Source organism: Frigoribacterium sp. Leaf415 (assembly GCF_001424645.1).
Classification (GTDB): domain Bacteria; phylum Actinomycetota; class Actinomycetes; order Actinomycetales; family Microbacteriaceae; genus Frigoribacterium.
Map to the genome: position 1 here is coordinate 3,028,448 of NZ_LMQR01000001.1, position 24,340 is coordinate 3,052,787.

A 24,340-nucleotide genomic window follows, 5' to 3' on the forward strand; every position below is an offset into this window, starting at 1 on the left:
GCCGCTTGACCTTCAAGCGGCTCGAACCTCTACGGTCACTGACGTGCCTTCCTCCCCCACACCAGTCCAGCCGTGAACGCGGTCGTCTCCTGGCTCGAACACCGGCAGATCGGCCTCTACTTGACGGCAATCCTGGCTGCCGGCGTCGTCGGCCTCACCGTGCCGGGAGCACACCACCTAGAGGGAGCGATCGAGCCCGTGCTCGCACTGCTGCTCTTCGCGACGTTCCTGGGCGTCCCGTTCGCCGCGATCGGGAAGTCCCTCCGCGACGGACGATTCCTCGCCGCGGTCGGGGTGCTGAACTTCGTCGTCGCCCCCCTCGTCGCCTACGGGCTGTCCCGGTTCGTCGCGGACGAACCGGCACTGCTGTTCGGGGTACTGCTGGTGCTGCTGACCCCGTGCATCGACTACGTGATCGTCTTTGCCGGCCTCGCTGGCGGCGCATCAGAACGGCTCCTCGCTGCGGCACCGGTTCTGATGCTGGCGCAGATCCTTCTCCTGCCGCTGTACCTGCTGCTGTTCATCGGCCCCGAGGGCGTCACCGTGGTCGAGGTCGGCCCCTTCGCCCGGGCGTTCCTCCTCCTAATCGTCGTCCCGCTCACCGCGGCCGCGCTCGTGCAGGCCCTCGCCCGGCGACACCGGTCCGGTGTCGTGATCGAGCGGACGATGCTGGGCCTGATGGTGCCGCTGATGATGGCAACCCTGTTCACCGTCGTGGCCTCACAAGCCGGCGCCGTCGGAGACTCCCTGGGTCAGCTCCTCGTGCTGGCGCCGATCTATGCCGCGTTCCTCGTCCTCATGGCAGCGCTCGGCATCGGCGTCGGACGCATCTTCCATCTCGACGCGCCAGCAACACGGGCCCTGGTGTTCAGCGGTGCGACCAGGAACTCCCTCGTGGTCTTGCCGCTCGCACTCGCCCTACCGGCATCGCTCTCGCTCGCTCCGGTCGTCGTCGTCACCCAGACGCTCATCGAGCTCGTTGGCATGGTGATCTTCGTCCGCCTCGTCCCACGTCTCGTGCGGAGCGATTCAGAGACGGTTGCGTAGGTCTGCGACTCGAGAGCGAATGTCGTCTCGGACAAGGCGCATCCGCTCCATGCCTTCGATGCCCCGCTCGGAAGGTTCGTCTGTGATCCACGTCTCGAACCGGACTGTCGGGATCCCTTCAACTTTCGCCTCGGTACCGAGAGTCACGAGGACGTCAGCCGTGGCGATCATGTCTGCGGTGAGGGCCTTCGGGTGCTCGTCGCCAACGTCGATGCCCAGCTCTTGAAGAGACTGGACTGATTGGGCGTTGAGGGCAGCCCCGGGCTTGGTGCCGGCAGAGCGCACGGTGACCTCGTCGCCAGCGAGGTCGCGCATCAGAGCTGCGGCCATTTGCGACTTGCCCGCGTTCTTCTGACAGACGAAAACGACAGTGGGCTGATGAGTGGTCATGTGGCGAACCATACTGACGTCGAGAAACGAGTCACCGCGTTTGCGTCTCGATAGCCGATCCGCCACCGAGAGCGATTTCGGACCGATTTATCGAGACGATCTGGGCCCCGCAACTAAGAGGGAGTGGTCGCAGCCAACGAGCGTCCGGTGACCGACCGTCTAACGGGCGTCTCGTTCGGAGGTGCTCAGGTGTCTAGCCGAGCCAACGCGACCGTGGATCCCTGCAAGCGGATTTCTACACTCGTGATCTTCAGGCTGGGAATAGCCGTCGACGCAGACAGATCTGCGGCACGCGAGCCAGCTGCGTCCCACGTCGCGACGGTAAGCGTGGTGTTGTCCGTTTGTGTGACCACGAGCTCGTATCGGGAGTTGTCTGGCGCATCCGCGCCGTAGTCGCAGTTCCAATCGAGCCTCGTGCCCCAAGATTTCTCCTCGATCTGCAGACCGGCAGTAAGGGTGGTGGAGTCAGTTCCGGGGTCCATGGGCTGGAACGTCATTTGGGCCGTCGCTGGGCCGACGTCGTTTCTTGCGCCCACGGCGAGCCCCCCGAAGACGGCGGCAGCAACAGCAGCGGCAACTGCGAGAGCCATGACTCCTCGGCGGCGGCGTTGACTCTTGCGGAAGCGGTGGGCCATCAGCGACAACGTTTCTGATGGCGCCTGAGTTTCATCCATACCCAGAGGTGAATGGATGGCAAGGGCCTCTTCCGGCGAGATTCGGCTCAGGATGCCTGGGAGACCCGCAAGTTCCGTCACCGCTTCACGGCAGTTGGCGCAGGTACTGAGGTGCTGCTCGTATTCGCGACGTTCATCGGTGGGGAGCGCTCCGAGGACGTAGGACGCGTCCCAGTCTTGGTAACGGTCCTCGTTAGCTTGAAGATCGGGATGCTCAGTCATCGTGTGACGCCCCTTTCTTGGAGGGCTAGCCTCAGCCCGCGTAACCCATAGTGGAGCCGCGATTTCGCGGTTCCTTCTGGGATGCCAAGCCGTCTCGAAATTTCAGGAATGCTCTGACCAGCGAAGTACGCATCGATGACGATCTGACGGTGGTGGTCGGAGAGCGACGCCAGCGCGTCCGCAACGATGATGCTGTCCAGGACGGCATCAGTGCGATCGAGAGCAGTGCCTTCTACCTCGCCAAGGGCTGCCACTTCTCGTCGACTCCGGGCAGATCGTGCGTCGTCGATGACGAGGCGCCGAGCGACCGTGAACAGCCACGCTTGAGCCGCATCCTTGTCGAGCTCCAGCACCTTAGGACGCTGCCATGCTCTCAGCATCGTCTCTTGAACGATGTCCTCGGTCAGCGCCGCGTTCCGAGTGAGGCTGTGTGTGTAACGGCGAAGCGCCCCGCCGTGGCACTCGAACAATGTCGACAAAAGCTCGTCACTGGCTCGGGCCATGACCTTCACCGCCTCGCGCCAGTGAAGTCCGGCTAGTGCCTGATCCAGGACCGCCTCTTGTCGTGCCTGTATCGAGCGCACCGAGGAACGCCGATGCGCACCAGTGATCGAACCTCATGCCATCGACCAGGCCAGGACATGGGTTCACCGTCTGAGCGGAAGCAGTCGACGTATTCGCACCCACTGTCTCTGCCTTGATGTCGATGAGCACTGCCTTGTGGCTCCTTTGCTCGGGTGGGGTTGTGGAGCTGCGAGGGCCTGCAACCCGGAGAGTTCTGTCCGGCAGGCACGCGCGCGATCAGGAGGCTGGGGTCGCTGCGCCCTCAGTGGCTGCTTCCATGTTGATCGTGCCGTCCGGCTGGAGGACGTACCAGGCATCCTTCACGCCCTGTCCGTTGACCTGTCCAGGTTCGGTGTCCTTCGCGAACCGGTACACCGGCCAGCCGTCGACGGTCAGCTGGGTTGTCCCGTCCGTGCGGGTGAGGGAACCGATCTCGCCCGTGATGCCTTCTGGGGAGGACGTGTCGGAGGCTTCAACTGCCGGCCAGGTCGTGGCGCATTCGTCGTAGCAGTTGCTGGTGCCCGAGTCCTGCTCGTCCATCTTGAACGTGTAGATCGTGTACCCGGCGTCGTCGGTGATGATCTCGCCCAGGGGAGACGTTGCGGTGCCGAGGACTGCCGCTGCCGCGGTGGTCTCGGCGGGGGCCGGCTCGGTGGAGTCGGTCGTCGTGGATGATTCGGCAGATGTGGTGCACCCGGAGAGAGCGGCCGCCGCCAAAACGGCCGTCGTGAGGGTGATGGTCATTCGCTTGTGCATGATTCCTCCTGCTGGTACGCCGGCCCAGGTAGCCCGCTTACTACGAACACGATGCAGCTCATCCAGAAGTTCATCCGTGGCCGAAAAAGATTGGCGGTCGCAGGCAGCCGTCCTCACTCCCGGCGAAACGGGTGGCAGACGCGAGTGGCAACCCTGCACCGAGGGCACCGCTGTCACACATCATCACTCTGGGCCACTGTTCGCAGCTGCGGCGTCACGCCCTGCTGGACGACGTGACTATCCATGTTCACGACGTGATCTGGTCTCGAAACATCCCCCGGGACCGGATTACGGCGATCTCAGACGTCGGCCAGGTCGAGTACAAGGACGCCCGCGGCTACAGCAGCATGGGCGCCTTGGTCAACTTCCACGGCTCATTGGGCTTGACGGTCGCCAGTGTCGCCGGGCTGGTCCTGTCAGCCGAGCGTGATGGCGACGAGGCCACCGATGCCGACCGCGTAGAGCACGAGCACGACGAACGAGTCCAGGCCCATGCCCGCGATGCGTCGTCGCGGCCGAAAGAGCAGGCCGACGGCGTAGACGAGCGTGAGGAGCGCGGCGAGGGCGGTCAGGTAGACGTCGCTGGTGTTCGACTGGGGCAGGATCGCCTGCCCGGAGATGACCGTGGCGACGAGGAAGAGCACGGGCAGGAAGGCGTTGCCGCCGAAGATATCGCTCATGGCCAGGTTGTCGTCGCCCTGCTTGACGGCCTGCAACCCGGTCGAGATCTCGGGCAGGCTCGTCGCCAGGGCCAGGACTGTCGCGCCGAACAGCACACCCGACAAGCCGATCTGCGACGCGGCCGCGTCGCCCGCGCGTTCGAGCACGACGCCGGCGACGAGCGTGGCGAGGGCCGACAGGCCGAAGACGACCGCGGCCTTCTTCGTGCTCATGGTCGTCGGCGACGGGTTCGAGCGCGTCCGGTGTCCGCGCGGTCGCGGCGTCGACGTGTCAGGTGCCGCTCCGGCCTCGTGCCACGGCAGGCCCTTGCCGGCACGCCGGACGAGGAACAGGCCCACGAGCCAGATGACGGCGATGAGGACGACGTCCGGCGTCAGGCGCGCCACTGTGAGCGAGGACGGCAGCTGGGTTCCAGCGATGACGACGGCGAGGACCGCCACCACGACCAGTGCCTCGAGCAGCAGCCCTAGGGAGGCCGCGCGATAGGTGAGGGGGTGGACACCCTTGCCGCGTTTCCCGAGGGCGTCCAGGACGACGAGGACGACCGTCTGAAGGGCGATGCCGCCGAGGATGTTGCCCGCGGCCACCTCGAGCGAGCCCGAGAGGGCGGCGCTGACCGTGATGGCGATCTCGGGCAGGTTGGTCGCCACCGCGAGGACGATGAGTCCGCCGAGCGCGCTACCGAGGTGGAGTCGGGAGTCGAGGACGTCGGTCGTTTTCGACAGCTGGATGCCGGCGACCCAGATGACGGCGGCGCCGGCGACGAAGATGGCGGCTAACAGCCAGAGGGGAAGGGTGTCCATGCGTGCTATGCAACTCCTCGGGGTGCGCCTCTCGACGCGGGGCGATCGTCGAGACGGATGCCGGCGGCCCCCGGCCGGTCCAGGCGCCTTGCACTCGTCGGCAGCCGTCGCGGGCTGGGAATCGATCAACCGCCTCATCGACCCCAGGCCGATCGCGAATCCCTGGCTGCTGGTCGCCGCTGGGCTCATCGGCTTTGCAGACAACGAACTCGTCGCGATCTACCGCATCCGCGTCGGGCGACGGATCGGATCGGCAGCCCTTGTCGCTGACGGGGTCCACGCCCGCCTGGACGGCTTCACGTCCCTGTCTGTCGTGCTGGGCGCCATCGGGGTCCTCGCCGGGTTCCCGCTCGCGGACCCCATCATCGGCCTGCTCATCGCAGCCTCGATCATGGTCCTGCCCTGGGGGACGGTGAAATCCATCGGCCGACGGCTGATGGACGGCATCGACCCCGACCTCCACAAGCGAGCCGAACACGCCCTGGAACACGCCCTGGGCGTGCGGGGCGTCCACGATCTTTATCTCCGGTGGATCGGGCACCGTCTCACCGGCTCCGCAACCATCGAGGTCGACGCCGAAGACCTCCTGACGGCGTCCCAGACCGCCGACCAGGCCGAGGCGCATCTGCGCGCTGCGCTCGGCAACCTCGACGCGTTCACCGTTACACCGATACCACCGGTGCCGGCTCAGAGGCTCTCATCAGCCGTACGCGGCACGATACCTCCGGGGGGTATCTTTTTTTCGATTCTGATCCTGGAAGAACGACCATGAACCGCACCGCCACCATCTTCATCAGCGCAACTGCGACCATTGCTGCCCTCGCCCTCGCGGGGTGCGCCGAGGCGTCGTCGTCCGCAGGCGACACGTCGTCCGCGTCGTCGTCCCAGGCTGCTGCCTTCAACGATCAAGACGTCATGTTCGCCCAGATGATGCTCCCGCACCACACCCAGGCCGTCGAGATGAGCGACATGCTCCTCGCGAAAGACGGTATCGACGGGGACGTGATCACCCTTGCCGAGACGATCAAGGCCGAGCAGGCCCCGGAGATTGATCAGCTCACGACATGGCTCAAGGCTTGGGGGCAGGACACTGAGGCGTCCATGGATCACTCCATGGACGGCATGATGAGCGACTCCGACATGGACGCCCTCGAGAATGCTGACGGAACCGACGCGGCGCGGCTGTTCCTGGAACAGATGACGACACACCACGAGGGGGCTGTCGAGATGGCGCAGACCGAGATCGAGGGTGGGCAGAACCCTGACGCGGTCCAGCTGGCGACAGCGATCGTCTCCTCTCAGACTGACCAGATCGACACGATGGAAGACCTCCTCGCGGTAATCAAGTAGCCGTCCTCGTCGCAGGCCAGCGTGCCCCAAGACGGTCACCAGAATCTCGGTCTTGGTAATGCAGTCCCGGGATGGCTCGGGGAGCCACAAGCAGCGGAATTTTGGTCGCCACCTGGGGTGGCAGCGATACCGGTCGCCGGCCTCGTGGTCGACGTCGCTCCCGCAGTCCTGCTGGTGAGGATGTGACCCGTGCTGAAAACGTCCGCCTAGCAATCGGTCACCGGTTGAGGCAGCCCCAGGCATCATGAGGGGCATGAGAGCGGGGACAGTGACTTACGGGAAGACCCTCGCTGGTGTCTTGGCTGTTCTCAGCGATGTCGATCCGTATGGTCTCGAGCCTGGTCAGCCGGACGGTGCTCCGTCAGATGAGTGCGAGATGGAGGCGGTCGACCTGGTTCGCATTCTCCTCAGGGCCGATGCCGTCACGATCCTTGATGTCGAGGCGGTGTGGATGCGCTGGTTCTCGGAGTCGCTCGTCCTTCGACTCGGACCGCCCCGAATGGCGCAACTGGTTGATCGCTTGAACGCACGCGTGGACGGTGCCCGATAGAGGATCGCCCACTGGATCACTTGCTGTGGGGCGAGTGCACTCGGAGCGGACGCCGTCTTGGTCGTTCCGCGTCGTCGGTGAGCGTGGGCGGAAATGGTCCTCGACGTCGTAGCGTCTAGGGATGCAGCAGCCCAGGGGCCTCGATCAGCTCGTGTCGGAATGGCGGAGCTCCGGACCAGGACGTGCGCGCTTCGTGCCGGGCTTCGACCCATCAGGTGGAGGAGCAGCGGCGACAGTTCTCGTGCTGATGGAATCACCCGGTCCTGCCACGATCAAGCAGGGCGAGGACGCGATCAGCAGTGAGGACAACCCGGGGCCGACGGCGTCTGCGTTCAGGCGAGCACGGATCGAGTCGGGTCTGGGCAGGAACGTCTACCTGCGATGGAACATCGTCCCGTGGGCCCTTGGTCGGGCGCCGACCGTCACCGATCTCGACGAGGCACGCCCTGCCCTGGCTCAGCTGCTCGTTTCTCTGCCGCAGCTGCGGGCGATCGTGACCTTCGGCACTCCGGCCCTGACGGGCGTGATGAGGTACTTCACCCTGGAACCGCGTGCGAGGGTCGTGCCCGTGCTCGCGGCACCCCATCTGTCGCCGGCGAACGCCACCCGCGCCGGCGAGAAGCACCTGCGGGCCGTCACGGCCCTACGGCACGCTTCGCTTCTCTGATCATCTCGGCGAGGAGTCGGGGCTGTGCTGCGACGCGGCGATCACGGCCAGGAGATCCTGCGCCCCGGCGCTCAGACCGGCCGACCACACGGCGCGGAACGGGCGCCTCAGGTCGACGGCTGCCGGGACGGTGACGAGGCGCCCGGCACGGAGGTCGTCCTCGACCAGCAACGAGCTGATGACTCCCGGACCCACACCGCCGGCGATGGCCGCCCGGATGGCGCCCGTCGACGACAACTGCGCAGCGGGTTCTGCCATCAGGGCAGGGTCGATCCCCAGGGCGAGCTCGAGGGTCCGGCGGGTGCCCGAGCCCGACTCCCGAGACACGAGCGGTGTGGATGCGAGATCCGCTGCCGTCACGGGTTCGGACTTCGATGCCCATGCGTGCCTCGGCGAGACGACGACGAGCAGTTCGTCGACACCCAGGACGGTCGTGGCGAGCCCGTCGGCCTCATCAGGGGTCTCCGTGAACCCGAGGTGCGCGCGCCCCGAACGGACCTCGTCGACGACCCAGTCGCTGTTGCCCGATTCCAGGCGTACCCGGACACGATCCGCTGCCGCTGTCATCCAGCGTGGCATCAGCGCCTCTGACACCGTCTGACTCGCCGCGACGAGGAGAGCGTCGGAGGCGCCGGTCATCAGGGTGTGCAGCGATCGTTCGAAGGTGGTCGCCGCCTCGAGCAGGGGTCGGCCCCACTCGCACACCAGGAGTCCGTGCTCGGTCAGCGCCGAGCCCGCCCGAGAGCGGACGAGCAACGTACGACCCAGCCGCCGCTCGGCGCCCGTGATGCGAGACGACGCCGCCTGCTGGCTGATGCCCACCGATGTCGCGGCCCGGCCCAGACTGCCCGATCTCGAGATCGCCTCCAGCAGTCGGAGCGTCTCGAGATCAACAGGGAGTCCGGTCACAAGGATCGATTGTGACACCACAAGCATCCGCCCGTATCGGCAGCCGGACGCACGTACGAAGATCGAGGCATGCCTGCCGCGATCACACCGACTGTCGCCCCTCCCCGCACGCACGGTCTGTTCCGCCAGCTCGAGCACCGCGGGCAGATCGTGTCGAACCTGACCCCGAACTGGTTCGCGTCGATCATGGGGACCGGCATCGTCGCCAACGCCGCGGCGACCCTGCCGTTGCAGTTCCCGGGGCTGCGCCCTGCCGCGACCATCGTCTGGGCACTGGCCAGCGTGTTGTTGGTCGCTCTCAGCACGGCGACCGTCATGCACTGGGTGCGTTACCGAGCCACCGCGCGGGGGCATCGACTCAATCCGGTGATGGCGCACTTCTACGGGGCACCGCCCATGGCGCTGCTGACCGTCGGCGCGGGCACCCTGCTCTTGGGCAGAGACGTCCTCGGTACGCCCCTGGCGGTCGGCATCGACTGGGTGTTGTGGACCATCGGTACGGTGCTCGGCCTCGTCAGCGCGATCGCGGTCCCGTACCTGACGTTCACCCGGCACGACACGGCCCCCGACAGTGCGTTCGGCGGCTGGCTCATGCCCGTGGTTCCCCCGATGGTGTCTGCCTCGACCGGTGCGCTGCTGCTGCCCTTCCTGCCCGCGGGGCAGGCCAGGCAGAACATGCTCTGGGGGTGCTACGCGATGTTCGGGTTGTCGTTGCTGGCGTCGATCGTGATCATCACGCTGATCTGGTCACGCCTGGCCCAGCACAAGATCGGCCCGGCCGGCATGGTCCCGACCCTCTGGATCGTCCTCGGCCCCCTGGGGCAGTCGATCACCGCGGCCAACCTGCTCGGTGGCAACGCCCACCTCGCCGTCGACCAGGGAACCTCGCACGCCCTGTTCGTCTTCGGGCTCGTCTACGGTGTGCCCACTCTGGGATTCGCCCTGATGTGGGCGGCACTGGCATCGGCCATCACCCTCCGCACCATCCGCCAGGGGCTCCCGTTCTCACTCACCTGGTGGTCGTTCACCTTCCCCGTCGGCACCTGCGTGACAGGCCTGAACGGTCTGGCCCTGCACACGGGACTCGTCGCGCTGCAGGTACTGGCGGTCGCGTTCTACATCGGGCTCGTCGGGGCCTGGATCACGGTCGCCGTGCGCACCTTCCACGGCAGCGTCATCCGCGGAACGCTCCTCGCGCCTCCCCGTCCCCTGCCCTGACCGCGGACGACGAGGGTGCGTGGGGGAGCGGCTCAGATCGAACAGGCGTCGTTCCAGTCACGGCGATAGGCCTCGGGGTCACTGACGTCGACGATGGCCGAGGCGGCGCCCTTGGGCTCGTCACGCGACCTGTAGCTCTCGAACGCCACCGCACTGCGGTCGTTACTCGCCGGATCACGCGCCCCGGAGGCCTCCACCCACAGAGTCCAGTTCCACCGCGTCCGGACGCCAGGCTGCAACGCGCCTTCGCCGACGACCAACACCACGTCCGTGCCGGCGGGCAAGGACTCGAAGTCCGTGCCCGCGAATGCTCGGACGGACGACGTGAGGCCTCTCGCGCTGATCTCCCGAGCCAACTGACTGCCCATGTCCGAGACTTGCTCGCCAGCATCGCCATCCACAGCCACGATGCCTCCACCGGACGGAAGCCGACTCAGCATCTCGGAAACCAAGTCATGGACGACGGTGTTACTCATGGTGCTCTCTCCTGCTCACTCGTTCGTCGAAACGGAAAAGGGAGTCGGCGGCCGCCGACTGAGGTGGTGATCGTCTCACGGACGGAGAAGGAAGGCTCCGGCTGTGACCAGGTCGTCCTGGGCGGTTCCGGGGTGACGCCTGGTCAGTCGTCGCCCCGGAAGTCAGAAGGGTGTCATGACCTGCCGATGATGAGGCCGACGAGCCCGGCAGCGACGGCGAGCAGCAGCATGCCCGCGCCGCTGGCGATCCCAGCGACCCGTTTCTTCTCGGCTACGAGGCGCACGGTCTCGACGCTCGCGGTGCTGAACGTGGTGTAGCCGCCCATGAGCCCGCCGCCCGCGACGAGCAGCCACTCTCGGGGCAGCCCCGCGTGGTCGGCAAGACCGGTGAGCAAGCCGAGCACCAACGACCCGCTGACGTTGATGACCAGGGTCGCCAGCGGAATGGGGGCCGACCACGTGCTGCGTACGGCGCCGTCGACGACGAGGCGCAGGGCCGCGCCCACACCACCGGCGACCGCGGTCGCGACGAAGAGCCATGGGGCGATCACGACGCCGCCTCAGAACGGCGGTGGAGGGCGGCACCGACGGTGATGCCGGCCCAGGAAGCCACGGCGCCGAGCACGACCGATCCCACACCGTAGGCGATGGCGATCGGCAGCGCGTCACCGAGCAGGGTCGCGGTGTCGACCGCAAGAGCGCTGTAGGTGGTGAATCCGCCGAGAACGCCTGTTCCGATGAGCAGCCGCAGGTCGCGTCGGCGACCCGCGTCCGGCCCTCGTCGCACCAACGACTCGAGGAGCAGCCCGAGCGCGAACGCACCGACGACATTGATCAGCAGGATCGTCAGCGGGATGCTGCCCGGGGCTGCGGGGAAGTTCAACGCCAGGCCTTCGCGCAGGCCCGTGCCGATCGTGCCGCCGAGGGTGACGAGTCCGATGAACCGCCACCGCAGGTGCACGGGCCGTTCGGTGCCCGTGGAGTCGTCGACATCGAGGTCGGGGTTCTGGCCCAGCCCGTCGAACTCGTCGCCTCTGCTCGAGGGCAGCGGCGGAAACGGTGTGTCAGGTGAAGGTGAGGTCATGCATCGTCCTTCGTGCTGAGGCCGTAGGAAAGTCCGGGCTGATCGGCTTCGATGTCGGTCAGGCGGTTGTACTTGCAGACCCGTTCCCCGCGTGCGGGGGCACCGGATTTGATCTGGCCGACCCCGGTGCCGACGACGAGGTCGGCGATGAACGTGTCGGTGGTCTCCCCGGAGCGGTGCTACACCATGCAGGCCATGCCGTGGGACCGGGCCGTCGCGATCGCGTCGAGGGTCTGGCTGACAGAACCGATCTGGTTCGGCTTGATGAGAACGGCGTCCGACCAGCCCTGCTCCGCGCCTTCGGCGATCCTTCTGGGGTCAGTCACGTAGAGGTCATCGCCGACGAGCTGAACCCGTCCGCCGAACCGCGACGCCATCAGCGCCCACCCGTCGTGGTCGTCCTCGTGGAACGCGTCTTCGATGCTCCTGATCGGGTACGCCTCGAGCAGGGCCCCGTACCGGTCCGCGAGACTTCCACGATCGAGGTCTTGCCCGGCGACTCGGTATCGGCCGTCTCCGTCGCCGAATCCGTTCGCGGCAGGGTCGAGGGCGATGGCGACGTCGTCCAGCGCTGCCCGGTGGCGAGCGTCGGTGATCGCCTGGACGATGAGGTCGAGGGCCTCCTCGGGGTTGCTGATCGCCGGGGCGAAGCCGCCCTCGTCGCCGAGGCCTGCGGTGCCGTAGCGGGTCTGTACGAGCGTCTTCAGGGCGTGGTAGACCTCGGCGCCGGTCTGTACCGCCTCCTCCTCGCTGGTCGCTCCGACGGGAGCGATCATGAATTCCTGGAAGTCGAGGTCGTTAGCTGCGTGGGCGCCTCCGTTCAGGACGTTGAAGTGCGGGACGGGGAGCGTTTCGTTCGTCCCCGACAGCAGGGCGATCCACCGGTGCAGGGGCAGGCCGGCTTCGCGGGCCAGCGCCCGGGACGCCGCGATCGAGGTCGCGACGACGGCGTTGGCGCCTAGCCTCGACCAGTTCGAAGTGCCGTCGAGGTCGGCGAGGGCACGATCGATCTCGCTGATCCCGGCCCAGGGGCGTGAGGTGAGGAGGTCGCCGATCTCGGTGGTGACCATCTGCGCGGCCTGTCGAACACCTTTGCCGCCGAACGCTGCGCCACCGTCTCGGAGTTCTACAGCTTCATGGGCACCGGTTGACGCTCCGGCAGGGGCGGAGCCTGACACGACGGACCCATCGGCGAGTTCGAGGTCGACTTGGACGGTGGGGAAGCCGCGGGAGTCCAAGATCGACCGCCCGAGAGCGGACACGATCTGGACGGGGTGTGCACCTCCGTGGGTGACGTAGGTGCCGACGTCGTGGGTGTGGATGGTGCGGTTGCTGATGTAGTCGTTCATGTCAGGTTCCTCCTTCGTGGGTGATGACCGTGGCGGCGAGGGCCGCTGCGGCCGGGTCGAGATACGTGCCGCCCCGCGTCAGCGGATGCCCATCGGAGGCGAGGTCGTACATCAGGGGGTGTCCGGTCGGGATGTTGAGCGCGGCGACCTCGAGCGGGGTCAACGCGTCGAGCAGCAGGCAGAGTGCGCGGAGGCTGTTGCCATGGCCCACCACGAGCACGGTGCCGCCGGCGGTCCCGGCCTGGACCGCCTCGGTGACGGGGCGGACCCGGGCGATGACGTCGAGCAGGCTCTCGGCCCTGGTCCGGTTCTCGGGTTCCACATGACGGAGGGCATCCTGAGCCCACAGCTTCGCGAACAGCGCGTCAGAGGACGGCGGGGGCGGGGTTTCCAGGGAGCGCCGCCACAGGGTGAAGTCCTCCTCGCCGTCTGAGCGGCGAACATCCGCCTTGGTCCGTCCGGTCAGGTCGCCGTAATCGCGTTCCCGGAGTCGCACGTCGACGGTGACGGGCACGGGCCACTTGTTCTCGGCCACCATGACGCGGGCAGTCTCAGTTGCACGGGCCAGCGGTGAGCACAGGATCGATGCCGGGCGGAAACCCGCCTCGTCGAGCAGGTGTGCAGCACGGCGGGCCTCTTCCCGGCCTCCGGTCGTGAGGGGTGAGTCGGTGATACCGGTGAACAGCCCGTCGGCATTGGCCTGGCTTTCGCCATGTCGCACGAGGACGATCCGGGTCGTCACGGCCATGCCTTCGAGACCGGCACCACGAGTACCGGCACGGGTTGATGGTGCATGAGGAACGATGCCGTGGACCCGTGCAGTGCAGCCTTCAGGCCCGCGGCCGGACCGTTCGAGGATCCGACGACGATCATCACGGCGTGCGTGTCGGCGGCGACGCGGGCCAACGCCTTTGCGGGGTCACCGGCGAGGACACGGACGTCGACCGTGATCTGCACGTCGGTGCGGAGCCGGGCTGCCGTCGCCTCGAGGGCAGATCTGTCGACGGCGTCGTCGTCGTACTCGTCTGGGTCGAGGGGAACGGTCGCCCCTCGGCCGCTGGCGTCGTCGGGGTCGGCGGGGACGCGGGAGTCGTCGACCTGCACGACGACGAGTTGTGCCGACAACCGGGCCGCGAACCGGGCGGCGGTCGAGAGAACGGTGTTGGCCGTCCGGGTATGGGCTCCGACGACGATGGTGTCGGTGGTCATCTGGTCTCCTATCTCGGTATCTGGGCACGCCAGTGGATGAGATAGGGACTGTTGTCGACCTGAGTCGAGGTTGGTGACGGCGAGCCCCACCGCCGTGGCGTCTCCGCCACGCTCAGTGAAGCACTGATCCGACCAAGCTGCACCTGCTGATACAACATTCGTTCCGACCAAGAAAAGGGTGTGTTGGCCAGTCCCGATAGGGGATCGCATACCGGACTCATTGCTGTGCCCGTGATTACCGTCTCACGGTCACGACGAAAGTTCGGCCCTGGTCTTGAATGGTCTCGCCACTCCAGGGCGCTTCGAGGTGTCCATCGTCGTCTTCGTCCAGGCCACGGAGCGCCCGACCGCTGGGGACGCGGAGGACGGGCCGAGTCAATCCATCCTCGGCCACGGAGATGATGTCGACGACGCGCCCGCGGACTCTGGTCTCGATTCGGGAGGCGTGGTAGCTCGCGAACACGTGCACGCGACCGTCGGGGTCTTGCCAGCGTGTGCACGTCAGGTCGACCCATTCGTCGCGCTCGATGGCATCGCCGCAGCACAAGTGCTCCGAGACCTCGACTTCGACCGTCATGTTCACCATCTGCCCCCTCCTGCTCTCTCTCGTCTTCGCGAGCCCTGGTGTCAAGTGAGCCAGGGGCCTCCGGTGATCATGAGGCGGCCGATGCTCGTTCCTGCCCGAGCCTTGTCGATGAGTGAATCGAAGTCCTGCGAGCCTGACGCGGACCAGCCGTTCACGCCGACAGTCAGCTTCCAGTCCTTGCCTTCGGCGTACAAGAAGCTTCCATCGATGATCCCCGTGAACAGGTCGTCGATCGCGCTCAGCAGGTAGTCGCTCCCGCTGTCGCACGCGTTGCAGCCGCAGAAGGGCTCCATCCCGATCAGGACTGCAGGGTCACCGACTCCGACCGCGACTGCGTCCTCGATACCCTCCATCGAACCCAAGACGACCAACATCGACAGGGCACCCGCTCTGACGGGAGTGACGAGAACGGCCCGCGCGTCGGTGGGTCCATAGGGCCATGGCGGCGCTTCGACGTCCTGTGCCGTCGCGAGCTCCAGGGCCTTCAGAGCGTCGATCCACGACCTCGCCCTGGCACCCACGACGGCGTAGCGCTCTGGGTCGCTGACTCGGGAGTACTCCTCGTCAGCGATGTTCCGGTGCTCATGAGGGTCATCCCACCGCGTGGCGCCTGAAGGGTGCGCGGTGAACCGCTGAGTGACCTCGGCTAGCAAGTCGTGAATTTCCACGCCCTGAACCTAGCGGCGGTTGCGTCCGGTAGGGGATCGGCTACCGGATTGCCCTACAGGTCTCGGACGCTGGCAAAAGTGTCAAATGAGATCGCGGGGCCATAGCTCTCACGACTAAGTGCGAGTGCCGTGGCGGCGGAGTGTCCGGACGAATGAGATGTCGAGGACGACACCGACGACGACGACGCCTGCCCCGATGAGGGCGTCAGGTCCGGTGAGCCCCTGGGTGATCGTGTAGATCGCGGCTCCAACAACGATGCCTGTGCACACGATTACGTTGAACCAGGCTCCAAGAAGTCCGCCCGGAGCCTCACGTCTTGTGTTGTCCTCAGGGGTCACGAGGGGTTCCAACCTCGTTCGATCGCGAGCATCACGAATCCGATGCCGAAGACAAGCCAGGAGGCGATGATCCAAGGGAAGACGATGTGTTTACGGCCCTGGTAGATCGGGCCGCCCTCTCGGCGGTGGTGGACGAGTTCGTAGATCACGCCACTGCCGAAGCCTGCAAAACCAAGCACGACGAATACGAAAGGCAGCACGTGAGATCGTCCTTCGGTCGACGGTAAGGGGCGCGATAGGGATGAGGCGCCCTCAGTAACCAAACCATAATCGAGGGAATCGACGCGCCCGATAGGGGATAGCTCACCGGATCGCGCCGCTTGGCCATCGACGTCACTTAAGAATGCGATCAGCTCGGGCGTTTCGAATGAAGCGCATGGCGAGTGATCCCACTGTGAAAATGACGGCGTAGGCGACGAGGGCAACCCACATGGGCGCTTGAACGCGGTCGATGAGGAACCAGAAAAGCCCACCGCCGACGAAGATCAAGACGAGGTTGAGGAGAACGGTTCTTGCCGGCAGCCACGGCGTCGGGCGCTCAGTCACTGCGGTTGCATCGACGGGGCGAGCATGCGGCAGTCCTTCTTCGTTGCTCATAGGACGAGCATGCCCCACGACGTGATCTGGCATCGAATATCGTCCCGATAGACGATCGATTAGAGGACGCTCTCGACGGGATCAGGGGGTGTCGGACGCCTGGTGATCGCTGTGCCAGCGGAACTCGGCCATGAATCGAGACAGGATCGGCACACGGATCAGCGCTCGATAGATCGCAAATCCGCTGACACCACCGAGGGTGTTCCAGATGAAGTCGTTGATGTCCGCCACGTGACCTCCGGAGAACAGCTTCTGCGTGACAAGTTGCAACACCTCGATCGTCAGGCTGACCGCCGCCGCGGTGAGAAGCACTTTCCATCCGGAAGGGCGGCGCATGACGAGTGGAATGAGGATGCCCAGCGGGATGAACACCACCACGTTGGTGAGTGCGTCTCGGAGTTCGTAGTCGTGGAACGGAATCAGCGCCAGTGCCGGCGACCACAACTCGCTGCGCGGGGCCGGGTCGAGGAAAATTGGAAAGGCCGTGTTTGCGACGATTCCCGCGGCGTAGATGGCGATAGCGGCCGCGATGGTAGCCCGCGGCCATGTAAATCGCTGTCCTCGTGTCAGGAGAAACAGTTGGGCGGCAAACACGATGATGCCGAAGGGAATGGCAATCGGCAGGGCAGGGACTTCGCCGAACGGGTTGGGAGACATGTTGCGCGAAGCCTAGTGACGCTAAGCCGCTGCGGCGGATTGACGTCGATCGTCCGATAGGGGATGGTCATGTGGGGCCTAAGTTCGTGCGTCGGTTGATGGTGTCGCCGTTCCACGAAAGGTCAGAGTCCTCGTCGACCGGATACGCCTCGAAGCGGCTGTCGGTGAGGATCGCGTCGACGAGCTCTCGAGGGCCGGCCACGATCGTGGAGTCCCAGTCGATCTCGGTGGCGAGCACCCAGGCGTGGTCCTCCGGCCAGAGCAACTGCGGTGGATCGTCGATTCGCAAGCCCAGGCGCAGACCCCAGCCGGGCTCCGCGAGCTCCGCGGTGTCGGTCTGGGCGAGGACGTAGTCGTACCGATCGATGGACGCCGATCGGCCTGTGAGGACTTGCCCGGTCCCGCCGACCCAGTACGCCGCCAGGGCGTCGCCCGGTGTCGTGGTGGCTCTTCCTAGCAGCGGTGCGAGGGCCGCGAGCACCTGCGGGTCGAGGTATCCGACGTCGCTGGTCCCACCCCGTGGCTCGTCGTGGCCGAGTAGTCGCTCCCATTGGACGAGAGGGTGCATCACCTTCCCTGCCGTGGCGGCGACGTCAGCCCATCGGCGCTGGTCCCAAGTGCCGGCTCCTGTGGGTGGTCGGGGGTGCAGGATGCGCCCGTAGGCCTCAAAGCCGTACCCAGCGACGGAGCCGACCCTTGCCCAGCCTCCGAGGCGGTACATCCGTGGCCCCAGCCAGGAGGCGCGCTCGACATCGTTGATTATCCGCATGGTCGTGACCCTGCCATGCCTGCGAAGCCGTGCCAAGGGCGACCACTCGTACGCGCGTCTGTCGCATTTGGGGATCGTCTACCGCTTCACCACGATGAGGAAGTGGTTGCTTTCCTCCTCGACGAGCGCACCTGTCCAAGGAGACTCGAGGTGTCCGTCGTCTTCGTCGTCGAAGCCTCGCAGCGCTGCCCCGCTGGGGAGTCGGAGGATCGGCGTCGTCGAACCGTCGTCGGCGAGGACGAGGATGTCGACGACCCGCCCGCGGACGTGGGTTTCAGGGCGGGAGTCGTGGTGGGTCTCGATCAACCGCACCTGTCCGCCGGCGTCTTGGAATCGGCTGCAGCCCAGGTCGACCATGTCGTTGCGCTCGATGGCTTCACCGCAGCACTCGTGCTCCCAGTCACCGATCTCGACCGTGACGTTCATGGGTGCTCCTTGAAGGGCTTTCGCTTGGTGGTCAGTGATGTCGTGCCCGGTTGTGACCATGGGGCCGTCATCCCCATCCGCTGTTCCAACCCTCGGGGCCGGCTGCTTCCATGAGACGCTCGTGTTCTCCGGAATCGTCGAGCCGCCAGCCGTAGGGGGCCGCCTGTACGTAGCTTTCTCCGTCGTGCTCGACTCGAGCGCGCCCCACCATCAGCCCGCTCGTGAAGACTTCCTCGTCGATCCAGAGGAGTAGTTGACCGACCCAGTCGTCGGCGTCCGCCGGTGTTGCGTAGAGCCAGAACTGAGGCGCGCCGCTGGAGGGGAGCTGGATCACCAACCGTCCCGAGTGCCCATCTCGTTGCCGCAGCTCGAGGTCGACACTCCCCGTCCCAGGGCGAACATCGAGGATCGCGTAGTCGAGGTAGGTCAGTGCGGGGCCGGTTGACCGGTATTGCCGCAAGACCTTCCGCAGGGCGACCTCGATCTCCTGATCCGTCAGCACGCCCACATGATGGCAGGGCGAAGTCTCATCCCACGTGTCCCGTCGCGGTGTTCCGGCGGCAGCCGTGTTGGAAGCATCCCCATGGCCGATGGCACATCGGGCGGGGCGATAAACTGTAGGCAACAAAACCTCTACCGGCCCGGTGGAGGTTTTCTTGTATGACCACTCCTGCTTCCCTCACGATCGCCACCGCCGACGAGCGGCATCGCCCCGAGCTCGAACAGCTCTGGACGATGTTCCGCCACGAGATGTCCGCGTTCACCGGCACGCTTCCTGACGAACGCGGCCGCTTTCGACAGGAACGACTCGACGCCGGCCTCTCGGAACCGGGCTGGTCGGCCCACGTCTTCCGCCTGGGACCACACCCGGTAGGGTTGGCGGTCCTGCGCGGATTGGACGCCGAGGAGCACGTGATCAGCAGCTTCTTCGTCGCGCACAGCGCTCGGCGCTCTCATGTCGGGCGAGTCGCTGTGACAGAACTGACCGCAGCGCACCCTGGGAGGTGGGCCGTCGCCTACCAAGAACGCAACGACGTCGCAGCGAGGTTCTGGCGCACGGTCGCCAGCGGAATCGACCCACAGCGCAGTGACGAACAGCGCGACGTCCCCGGCCGCCCGGAGTTGCCGGCCGACTCCTGGGTTCGATTCCGTGTCCGATAGACGATCGTCCATCGGTCTCGTACTCGGGCGGCCACGAGTCGAGTCCTCCAGGGGCGGGCCCGGAGCGGGCGATCGACCTGCCCGCCCCGGGACGCCGTCAGGGGGTCGGGTCGAGGAGGCGCCCGGTCCAGTCGCGCAGGGCGGTGACGGCCCGGCGCGACAGGGTCGCTCCCGGCATCATGCTCGTCGACCCGTGGAACGCCCCGGGCCACACGTGCAGCTCCGCCTGCACGCCGGCCGCCCAGAGCGCGCCGGCGTAGGCGACGGTCTCGTCACGGAACACCTCGGCGCTGCCGCAGTCGACGTACGCCGGCGGCAGGCCCGCGAGGTCGGTCGCTCGGCCCGGTGCCGCGTAGATCGACACGTCGTCACCGCCGCGACGGTCGCCGAGGTAGGCGTCCCAGCCGAACCGGGTCATCTCGCGGTCGGCGACGCCCACCCCGTCGAACTGCCGGGCGGAGACGGTCGCGTCGCGGTCGTCGAGCATGGGGCTGACCAGCACCTGCCCGGCGACGGCTGGCCCCTGGCGATCCCGGGCGAGGAGTGCCGTGCCCGCCGCGAGCCCTGCCCCGGCGCTCTGGCCGACCAGGACGATGCGATCCGGGTCGACGCCGAGCTCGTCGGCGTGCTCGGCGACCCAGACCAGGCCGGCGTAGCAGTCCTCGACCGGGTACGGGTCGGGGTGCTCCGGGGCGAGACGGTAGTCGGGGCTGACCAGGACGACGTCGTGCACGAGCAGCCAGTCGTCGTACGAGTCGAGGTTGCCGAGGTGGTGGCCGAACATCATGCCGCCGCCGTGGATCGCGAACGCGCAGGCCGCCGTCCCGGTGCGGCCGATGCGCTGGACGACCGCGAGGGCGATCGGGTCGCCGAGGTGCCCGGGGACGGTGATGCTGCGCCTCTCGAGACCGCGGGCCTCCAGTCCTTCGTCGAGCTGCGCCTCCTTCATGTCCAGCTGTCGCATCTGCGGCAGCATCGCGGTCTCGAGGCGGAAGCGGCCGCGGGCGTCCATCGCCTCCAGGAAGGGCACGAACTCGGGGTCGAACGGCGGGCGGGGCAGGGTGGTGGTGTCAGGCACGAGAGGGCTCCTGGGTGGTGGGGGTGAGAGTGGTCGAGGGGGCAGGTCCGGCGGTGCCGGGGGAGGGGGCGGCGGTTCGTGCCCGGAGCATCCCGACCACGACGAGCACGGCGGCGACGGCGGCGAGGCCGAGCCCGGCGACGGTGAGGGCGTCCTCGAAGTCCGCGAGCCGCGGGGCCGTCCACGGGGTGGTCGTGATGGTGCCGGTGACGAACGCCGCGACGATCGTGCCCGCGGCGGCGACCGCTGCTCCTCCTGCGAGCTCGCTCGAGGTGTCGACGAGAGCCGCGCCGACCGAGGTGCGGTCGGCGGGGAGGCCCGTGAGCACGGAGGCTCCGGCCACGACGCCGACGACGCGCATGCCGGCGGCGACGAGCACGAGGGCGACGAGCACCCAGACGTACCCGTGACGGCTCAGGGCGCCGAAGACGGCGAGGCCGGACACGACCGCGGCGGCGCTGACCCACGCGGCCCGGCCGAGGCCGACCCGCTGCACGAACGGCCCCACGAGGCGACCCCCGGCCAGGAGCACGACGACCTGCGGCAGTGTGCCGACGGCGGCGAGGGCCGGGGGCCAGCCCCAGGCGAACTGCAGCTGCAGCGTCACGAGGTACGACAGCCCGGCGACGGCGAGGCCCGACGCGGCCTTGAAGGCGAGGCCGCTCGACACCAGGGGGCGGGCGAGCAGGTGCAGGTCGACCACCGGATGCCGCGCCGTCCGCAGGCGCACGACGAACCCGGCACCGCACGCGACGGTCAGCACGACGGCGGCCCACCCCCACGAGGAGGCGGTGGTCGGCCCGACGAGGACGGTCGGCGTCACGAGCAGCCCGGTCACGGTCGCGGTGCCCAGCAGCGCGCCGCCCACGTCGACGGGGTCCGGCCGCAGCCCCGCGGCGTCGTCGCGAGCGACACCGCACCGGATGCCGACGAACGCCAGCACGGCGATCGGCACGTCGGCCAGCAGCAGCACCTGCCACGGAGCGACGGCGAGCACGAACCCGCCGACGGTCGGGCCGACGGCGAGGCCGACGAGCCCCGCGGTCGAGATCACCGTCAGTGCCCGGACGCGGAGGCCCTCGTCGTCGAACAGCCGGAACGCCAGCGCCATCGACCCGGGGGTGGTCATCGCCGCGGCGACGCCCGTCAGCACACGGACGGCGACGAGCTGTTCGGTGGTCGTGACCGCCACGGTGGCGAGGCTCGCGACGGCCAGCAGCGCGAGGCCCGCGAGCATGACGCGGCGCCGCCCCACCCGGTCGGCGACGGCGCCGAAGAGCAGCATGAGCCCGCCGAAGGCGACCGCGTAGGCGCCCGACACCCACTGCAGGCCCGTCGTCGAGGAGCCCAGCTCGCGGCCGATCGTCGGCAGGGCCACGTTGAGGACCGAGGTGTCGAGCATCTCGAACAGGAACACCGCGGACAGCCCGGCCAGGGCGATCCACGCATCGGACAGTCGGGGAGGTGCGTCACCGGAACGCGGTCCGGCGCGGCGGGGGAGCAGGGGACTGGGGGACACGGGGGCGCACTCCTTCGAGGGAAGAAGTGGCGGATCGTTCGATGCCGCGTGCGGGTGCGTCGCAGAGCGCGACGCCTTTTACCTCAGTGATGAGGACGATACACCGGCTACTGCTGAAGGAGAACTCCAGCAGTTCTGCCGCTCATGCAGGTGCCCGACAGAGGATGGTCTGCCGAACGCACCAGCGTCACCCTGGCGGTCGAGGACCGAACCCCGGGCCCCATCGGAGCATCCATGAGCCGGCGTCGACCAGCGGCTCGAAGCCGAAGCGCTGGTAGAGGCCATGGGCGTCCTCCGTGACCAGGGCCGTGCGCTTCGTTGACCGCGAGCCATCCCACGGGGATGCTTCTCGCAAGCGACGGAGGTCGTCATGTTCGAAGAACGCGGGTGGTTCGCCGAGGCTGACGCGAGAGCGCTCAGGCCTGCCGACTCGGTGAACGACGTGGATCATCGTGGCGATGCTCCCCGAGCCGAGCACCGGCCTGAACCGGTCCGCCTCAGTCCGCTCGAGCGCCTCCTGCGTGGCTTCCCTTGGGTCATGGCGTTCTGCCTGGATCTGCGATGACCTTCGCTCGTCCCGATGGCCGAAGCCCCGGCGGGCGTGTGTTGTTCGTGAGGAAGACGGCGTTCGGCGTAGGGAAGTCGTAAGGGTCCGCGATCGGCGGTGCGGCGCGGTGTCTACTGACTCGCTGTGCCCACCAAGGGCATCGGGCCACCCGGCCCGTCGATCGTTCCTCTTGGAGTCGTAGTGCTCGACATCGTGTACGTGCTCGCCGTCATCGCTGTGTTCGCAGTGGTGTCCCTCGTCGCGAAGGGGGTCGAGAAGCTGTGATCGTCTTCAGCATCGGGGCCGCCGTCCTCGCCGTGGCCGCCTTGGCGTACCTCGTGTACGCCCTCGTGAAGCCCGAGCGCTTCTGATGGATGCGCTGTTCGGCATCCTCCAGATCCTCACGGTCGTCGTCGTCCTCGTCGTCGTGTACCGCCCCCTCGGTGACCACATGGCGCGGATGTTCACGACGGCGAAGGACGCCCGCGTCGAGCGCGGCTTCTACCGCCTCATCGGCGTCGACTCGACGTCGGAACAGACGTGGCCGGCCTACCTCCGAGGCGTCCTGACGTTCTCGGTCATCGGTGTCCTCTTCGTCTACGCGATCCAGCGGCTCCAGGCGTTCCTGCCGTACTCGCTCGGCTTCCCGGCCGTGCCCGAGGGGCTTTCGTTCAACACCGCCGCCTCCTTCGTGGCGAACACGAACTGGCAGTCCTACTCGCCCGACGTGACGATGGGCTACGCCGTGCAGGTGCTCGGCCTGGTCGTGCAGAACTTCGTCTCCGCGGCCGTCGGCATCGCCGTCGCCGTCGCCCTGATCCGCGGGCTCGCCCGGGCGAAGAGCGGCACGCTCGGCAATTTCTGGGTCGACCTGACCCGGTCGATCACGCGCCTCCTCTTGCCCCTGGCCGTCCTCTCGGCCGTCGTCCTCATCGCCGGCGGCGTGATCCAGAACCTCGCGGGGTTCACCGACGTCACGACGCTCACCGGCGGCACCGCGACGATCCCCGGAGGTCCCACCGCCTCGCAGGAGGCGATCAAGCTGCTCGGGACGAACGGAGGCGGCTTCTTCAACGCCAACAGCGCGCACCCGTTCGAGAACCCGACCGCCTGGACGAACGTCTTCCAGGTCCTCCTCATGCTCGTCATCCCGTTCTCGCTGCCGCGCACCTTCGGCCGCATGGTCGGCTCCACGAAGCAGGGCGTCGCGATCGCCGCCGTCATGACGACGATCTTCGCCGTCTCGCTCACCGCCATGACCTGGTTCGAGCTCCGCGGTGCCGGCACCGCCACCCAGCTCGCCGGAGGCGCGATGGAAGGCAAGGAGGCGCGGTTCGGCATCTGGGGATCGACCCTGTTCGGTTCCACCTCGACCCTGACGTCGACGGGTGCGGTGAACTCGATGCACGACTCGTACACCGCCCTCGGCGGCATGATGGCGATGCTGAACATGATGCTCGGCGAGATCGCCCCCGGCGGCGTCGGCTCGGGCCTGTACGGCATGCTCGTGCTCGCCGTCATCACGGTGTTCATCGCCGGCCTGCTCGTCGGCCGCACGCCCGAGTACCTCGGCAAGAAGATCGGGCCCCGCGAGATCAAGCTCGCCAGCCTCTACATCCTGGTCACGCCGACCATCGTGCTCGCCTTCACCGCGCTGAGCTTCGCGATCCCCGCGGTGCGCGCCGACGTCGAGGGCACGTCGATCTGGAACCCGGGCCTGCACGGCTTCAGCGAGGTGCTCTACGCCTTCACCTCCGCCGCGAACAACAACGGCTCCGCCTTCGCGGGACTGACGGCGAACACCCCGTGGTTCAACACCACCCTCGGCGTCGCGATGCTGCTCGGCCGTTTCCTTCCGATCGTGCTCGTGCTCGCCCTCGCCGGCTCCTTCGCCGCGCAGGACAAGGTCCCCGCCACCGCCGGGACCCTGCCCACCCACCGCCCGCAGTTCGTGGGCCTGCTCACCGGCGTCTCCGTGATCATCACCGCGCTGACCTACTTCCCCGTCCTCGCACTGGGACCGCTCGCTGAAGGGCTGCAGTAA

Annotated in this window: 30 protein-coding genes and 1 pseudogene; 9 read left to right on the forward strand and 22 right to left on the reverse strand. The window is 67.3% G+C overall.

From position 1 onward, the window contains the following. The first annotated feature begins 72 nt into the window (after positions 1-72). Positions 73-1,047 (forward strand): arsenic resistance protein, encoded by a 975-nt coding sequence (locus ASG28_RS14080; protein ID WP_055976332.1) that lies wholly within the window; start codon positions 73-75, stop codon positions 1,045-1,047. On the opposite strand, the gene ASG28_RS14085 is transcribed toward ASG28_RS14080, so the two are convergent. From ASG28_RS14085 to ASG28_RS14105, 5 genes are all read right to left on the reverse strand, one after another. Continuing rightward, the gene (locus ASG28_RS14085) at positions 1,030-1,437 is read right to left on the reverse strand and encodes an arsenate-mycothiol transferase ArsC (RefSeq protein ID WP_055801565.1); all 408 of its coding nucleotides are present in this window, start codon (positions 1,435-1,437) and stop codon (positions 1,030-1,032) included. The genes ASG28_RS14080 and ASG28_RS14085 overlap by 18 nt on opposite strands. 185 nt (positions 1,438-1,622) lie before the next feature. Next, positions 1,623-2,333, reverse strand: coding sequence for a zf-HC2 domain-containing protein (locus ASG28_RS16195; RefSeq protein WP_082452595.1), 711 nt, complete (start codon positions 2,331-2,333; stop codon positions 1,623-1,625). Then, positions 2,330-2,836, reverse strand: a complete 507-nt coding sequence (locus ASG28_RS14095; RefSeq protein WP_055801561.1) for a sigma-70 family RNA polymerase sigma factor — start codon at positions 2,834-2,836, stop codon at positions 2,330-2,332. Before ASG28_RS14095 ends, ASG28_RS16195 begins: the two co-directional genes overlap by 4 nt. A gap of 298 nt (positions 2,837-3,134) precedes the next feature. After that, positions 3,135-3,641 carry a COG4315 family predicted lipoprotein gene (locus ASG28_RS14100; protein WP_158612599.1) on the reverse strand — a complete coding sequence of 169 codons (507 nt, stop codon included), beginning with the start codon at positions 3,639-3,641 and terminating at the stop codon, positions 3,135-3,137. 428 nt (positions 3,642-4,069) lie between these two features. After that, the gene (locus tag ASG28_RS14105; RefSeq protein ID WP_055976336.1) at positions 4,070-5,137 is read right to left on the reverse strand and encodes a sodium:calcium antiporter; all 1,068 of its coding nucleotides are present in this window, start codon (positions 5,135-5,137) and stop codon (positions 4,070-4,072) included. 7 nt (positions 5,138-5,144) lie between these two features. Between ASG28_RS14105 and ASG28_RS14110 the strand changes: the two genes are divergently transcribed. From ASG28_RS14110 to ASG28_RS14120, 3 genes are all read left to right on the forward strand, one after another. Further along, complete coding sequence (locus ASG28_RS14110; RefSeq protein WP_326934206.1) at positions 5,145-5,909, forward strand: cation diffusion facilitator family transporter; 765 nt, start codon at positions 5,145-5,147, stop codon at positions 5,907-5,909. Further along, entirely contained in the window at positions 5,906-6,487 is a 582-nt protein-coding gene (locus ASG28_RS14115) for a DUF305 domain-containing protein (RefSeq protein WP_055801328.1), read from the forward strand. The genes ASG28_RS14110 and ASG28_RS14115 overlap by 4 nt, the downstream gene beginning before the upstream one ends. A gap of 671 nt (positions 6,488-7,158) precedes the next feature. Next, positions 7,159-7,704, forward strand: coding sequence for a uracil-DNA glycosylase (locus tag ASG28_RS14120; RefSeq protein ID WP_043594580.1), 546 nt, complete (start codon positions 7,159-7,161; stop codon positions 7,702-7,704). On the opposite strand, the gene ASG28_RS14125 is transcribed toward ASG28_RS14120, so the two are convergent. Further along, the gene (locus tag ASG28_RS14125) at positions 7,705-8,613 is read right to left on the reverse strand and encodes a LysR family transcriptional regulator (protein ID WP_159825012.1); all 909 of its coding nucleotides are present in this window, start codon (positions 8,611-8,613) and stop codon (positions 7,705-7,707) included. It lies immediately after the preceding gene. A 69-nt stretch (positions 8,614-8,682) separates the two neighbouring features. Between ASG28_RS14125 and ASG28_RS14130 the strand changes: the two genes are divergently transcribed. Then, a complete protein-coding gene (locus ASG28_RS14130) occupies positions 8,683-9,831 on the forward strand; it encodes a TDT family transporter (RefSeq protein ID WP_055976337.1) in 1,149 nt (382 codons plus the stop codon). 32 nt (positions 9,832-9,863) lie between these two features. Here ASG28_RS14130 and ASG28_RS14135 read toward each other — a convergent pair whose 3' ends face one another. From ASG28_RS14135 to ASG28_RS14195, 14 genes and pseudogenes are all read right to left on the reverse strand, one after another. Further along, on the reverse strand, positions 9,864-10,307 hold the full coding sequence (locus tag ASG28_RS14135; protein ID WP_055976340.1) for a hypothetical protein: 444 nt from the start codon (positions 10,305-10,307) through the stop codon (positions 9,864-9,866). 173 nt (positions 10,308-10,480) lie between these two features. After that, positions 10,481-10,858 carry a fluoride efflux transporter FluC gene (locus tag ASG28_RS14140; RefSeq protein WP_326937862.1) on the reverse strand — a complete coding sequence of 126 codons (378 nt, stop codon included), beginning with the start codon at positions 10,856-10,858 and terminating at the stop codon, positions 10,481-10,483. Continuing rightward, a complete protein-coding gene (locus ASG28_RS14145; protein ID WP_082454848.1) occupies positions 10,855-11,391 on the reverse strand; it encodes a fluoride efflux transporter FluC in 537 nt (178 codons plus the stop codon). The genes ASG28_RS14140 and ASG28_RS14145 overlap by 4 nt, the downstream gene beginning before the upstream one ends. Next, positions 11,388-12,740 (reverse strand): annotated as a pseudogene (gene eno, locus ASG28_RS14150) (phosphopyruvate hydratase). Before eno ends, ASG28_RS14145 begins: the two are co-directional and overlap by 4 nt. Position 12,741: 1 nt before the next feature. Continuing rightward, the gene (locus ASG28_RS14155) at positions 12,742-13,482 is read right to left on the reverse strand and encodes a 2,3-bisphosphoglycerate-dependent phosphoglycerate mutase (RefSeq protein ID WP_158614655.1); all 741 of its coding nucleotides are present in this window, start codon (positions 13,480-13,482) and stop codon (positions 12,742-12,744) included. Next, positions 13,479-13,949, reverse strand: a complete 471-nt coding sequence (locus ASG28_RS14160; protein ID WP_055976344.1) for a universal stress protein — start codon at positions 13,947-13,949, stop codon at positions 13,479-13,481. The genes ASG28_RS14155 and ASG28_RS14160 overlap by 4 nt, the downstream gene beginning before the upstream one ends. Before the next feature lie 235 nt (positions 13,950-14,184). Next, positions 14,185-14,535, reverse strand: coding sequence for a hypothetical protein (locus tag ASG28_RS14165; protein ID WP_199736349.1), 351 nt, complete (start codon positions 14,533-14,535; stop codon positions 14,185-14,187). Positions 14,536-14,576: 41 nt separating this feature from the next. Next, complete coding sequence (locus ASG28_RS14170; protein ID WP_055976346.1) at positions 14,577-15,203, reverse strand: DUF6226 family protein; 627 nt, start codon at positions 15,201-15,203, stop codon at positions 14,577-14,579. 335 nt (positions 15,204-15,538) lie between these two features. Beyond that, the gene (locus tag ASG28_RS16545) at positions 15,539-15,742 is read right to left on the reverse strand and encodes a hypothetical protein (RefSeq protein ID WP_143048754.1); all 204 of its coding nucleotides are present in this window, start codon (positions 15,740-15,742) and stop codon (positions 15,539-15,541) included. A 133-nt stretch (positions 15,743-15,875) separates the two neighbouring features. Then, positions 15,876-16,139 (reverse strand): hypothetical protein, encoded by a 264-nt coding sequence (locus ASG28_RS14175; protein ID WP_157485831.1) that lies wholly within the window; start codon positions 16,137-16,139, stop codon positions 15,876-15,878. 81 nt (positions 16,140-16,220) lie between these two features. Next, a complete protein-coding gene (locus ASG28_RS14180; RefSeq protein WP_055976351.1) occupies positions 16,221-16,796 on the reverse strand; it encodes a VanZ family protein in 576 nt (191 codons plus the stop codon). Between the two features lie 67 nt (positions 16,797-16,863). Continuing rightward, on the reverse strand, positions 16,864-17,364 hold the full coding sequence (locus ASG28_RS14185) for a hypothetical protein (RefSeq protein WP_056051207.1): 501 nt from the start codon (positions 17,362-17,364) through the stop codon (positions 16,864-16,866). Positions 17,365-17,643: 279 nt separating this feature from the next. After that, positions 17,644-17,991, reverse strand: coding sequence for a DUF6578 domain-containing protein (locus ASG28_RS14190; protein WP_055976354.1), 348 nt, complete (start codon positions 17,989-17,991; stop codon positions 17,644-17,646). Between the two features lie 67 nt (positions 17,992-18,058). Next, positions 18,059-18,493 (reverse strand): hypothetical protein, encoded by a 435-nt coding sequence (locus ASG28_RS14195; protein WP_157485830.1) that lies wholly within the window; start codon positions 18,491-18,493, stop codon positions 18,059-18,061. A gap of 158 nt (positions 18,494-18,651) precedes the next feature. Between ASG28_RS14195 and ASG28_RS14200 the strand changes: the two genes are divergently transcribed. Next, complete coding sequence (locus tag ASG28_RS14200) at positions 18,652-19,152, forward strand: GNAT family N-acetyltransferase (RefSeq protein ID WP_055976359.1); 501 nt, start codon at positions 18,652-18,654, stop codon at positions 19,150-19,152. Between the two features lie 97 nt (positions 19,153-19,249). Here the strand turns inward: ASG28_RS14200 and ASG28_RS14205 are convergent, their stop codons facing one another. Together ASG28_RS14205 and ASG28_RS14210 are read right to left on the reverse strand one after the other, a co-directional pair. Then, complete coding sequence (locus ASG28_RS14205) at positions 19,250-20,230, reverse strand: alpha/beta hydrolase (protein WP_055976361.1); 981 nt, start codon at positions 20,228-20,230, stop codon at positions 19,250-19,252. After that, positions 20,223-21,749, reverse strand: a complete 1,527-nt coding sequence (locus ASG28_RS14210) for an MFS transporter (protein WP_326937863.1) — start codon at positions 21,747-21,749, stop codon at positions 20,223-20,225. Before ASG28_RS14210 ends, ASG28_RS14205 begins: the two co-directional genes overlap by 8 nt. Positions 21,750-22,440: 691 nt before the next feature. On the opposite strand from ASG28_RS14210, the gene ASG28_RS16550 reads away from it, so the two are divergent. Genes ASG28_RS16550 through kdpA form a run of 3 tightly spaced genes read left to right on the forward strand, consistent with a single transcriptional unit; the run spans position 22,441 to position 24,340 of the window. After that, positions 22,441-22,581, forward strand: coding sequence for a hypothetical protein (locus ASG28_RS16550; protein WP_157485829.1), 141 nt, complete (start codon positions 22,441-22,443; stop codon positions 22,579-22,581). Then, positions 22,578-22,667, forward strand: a complete 90-nt coding sequence (kdpF, locus tag ASG28_RS16555) for a K(+)-transporting ATPase subunit F (RefSeq protein WP_071257733.1) — start codon at positions 22,578-22,580, stop codon at positions 22,665-22,667. The genes ASG28_RS16550 and kdpF overlap by 4 nt, the downstream gene beginning before the upstream one ends. Further along, positions 22,667-24,340 carry a potassium-transporting ATPase subunit KdpA gene (kdpA, locus tag ASG28_RS14215; RefSeq protein WP_055976363.1) on the forward strand — a complete coding sequence of 558 codons (1,674 nt, stop codon included), beginning with the start codon at positions 22,667-22,669 and terminating at the stop codon, positions 24,338-24,340. The genes kdpF and kdpA overlap by 1 nt, the downstream gene beginning before the upstream one ends.